At 72.6% G+C, this 1,434-nt stretch carries 2 protein-coding genes; both read right to left on the reverse strand.

The genetic code is table 11. From position 1 onward, the window contains the following. On the reverse strand, positions 1–498 hold a 498-nt coding region (locus tag ACFQEU_RS15855; RefSeq protein ID WP_379783733.1), incomplete at its 3' end, for a uroporphyrinogen-III synthase. Further along, positions 495–1,397, reverse strand: a complete 903-nt coding sequence (gene cobA / locus ACFQEU_RS15860; RefSeq protein ID WP_379783735.1) for a uroporphyrinogen-III C-methyltransferase — start codon at positions 1,395–1,397, stop codon at positions 495–497. The genes ACFQEU_RS15855 and cobA, both read right to left, overlap by 4 nt. Between the last annotated feature and the right edge of the window lie 37 nt (positions 1,398–1,434).

Consider the following 1,434-nt stretch of genomic DNA (forward strand, 5'->3'; position numbering starts at 1 on the left):
GAGCGACGCCGACTCGCCGGCGTCGTCGGGGCGCGAGAGCCGGTAGAGCACCGTCTCCGTCACGCGAGCGCCCGCGTCGCGGAGCCCGTCGAGGAGCACGTCGCTGCCGTGGTCAGAACGTGCGACCTCGATCACCTCGCCGTCGACACTGTCGCGGAGGGTCGCCACGAGACCCGCGGAGGTGTACTCCTCGGGGACGATGTCGACCGACCACCCGACCTCCCGAGCCGCGGCGGCGGTCGACGGCCCGATGGCGACGAGAGCGGCCTCGCCGGGCGTCCATCCCACATCCGCGGCGAGCTCGACACCGGTCTTGCTCGTGAAGACGACGTATGCGGCGTCGAGCGACTCCCCCGCCACGGGAGTCGCGCCAGTCGGCTCGACGGCGAGCATTGGGTCGGCGACGGGGTCCGCGCCGAGCGACGCGAGCAGCGTCACGGCCCGGTCGATTCGGTCGTCGTCGGGGCGAAAGACGGCGACACGGGGTCCGTCGCTCACGCGTCCTCACCCCCCCGTTCTTCGTCGGTTTCGCTCCCGGTCTCCGCCTCGGGGGAGGCGGTCGTTCCGGCCCGTTCGACCGGCGCGGAACCCGCGTTCTCCAGAAACGCCACCACCCGGTCGCGGGTCCCCGCCACGTCGCCGATAACGGTGATCGCGGGGGGTTCGATCCCGGCCCGGTCGCGGACGTCGACGATCGTATCGAGCGTACCCGTCGCGACCGCCATGTCGGGCCACGTCGCGCGTTCGACCAGCGCGACCGGAGTGTCGCCGTCGAGTCCCGCCTCGCGGAGCGCGGCGGTGTACCCCGGCAGCTTCCCGACGCCCATCAGGACGACGATGGTCCCGCCGGTCGCCGCGAGCGCGCCCCAGTCGACGGCAGACTCGTCTTTCGTCGGGTCCTCGTGGCCGGTGACGAACGAGACGGAAGAAGTGTGATCCCGGTGCGTGACGGGGATCCCGGCGACCGCGGGGCCGGCGATCGCGGAGGTGACGCCCGGGACGACCTCGAAGGGGATCCCGGCGTCGGCCAGGTGTTCCGCTTCCTCGCCGCCGCGGCCGAAGACGAACGGGTCGCCGCCCTTGAGTCGGACGACCGTCTTCCCCTCGCTCGCCAGCTCGACCAGCCGCCGGTTCGTGTACTCCTGTGGCGTCCACTCGCCGCCCGCACGCTTCCCGACGTCCTCGCGTTTCTCCGCCGGGATCTCCCCGAGGATCTCCGGACCGGGGAGCTTGTCGTGTAACACGACGTCCGCCGACTCGACCAGCCGCGCCGCCTTCACCGTCATGAGGCCCGGGTCGCCAGGCCCGGACCCGACGAGATACACCTTGCCGACGTCGTCGTCGTCGCGCGTTCGCGTCGGCGGGTCGTCGAACCCGTCGTCCGCCCCCTCACTCATCGGCGTCGCCCCCCGTGTCGGCGCCCGTGGTGGCGGT

The sequence above is a fragment of the Halorubrum tibetense genome, assembly GCF_042661865.1.
GTDB lineage: Archaea > Halobacteriota > Halobacteria > Halobacteriales > Haloferacaceae > Halorubrum > Halorubrum tibetense.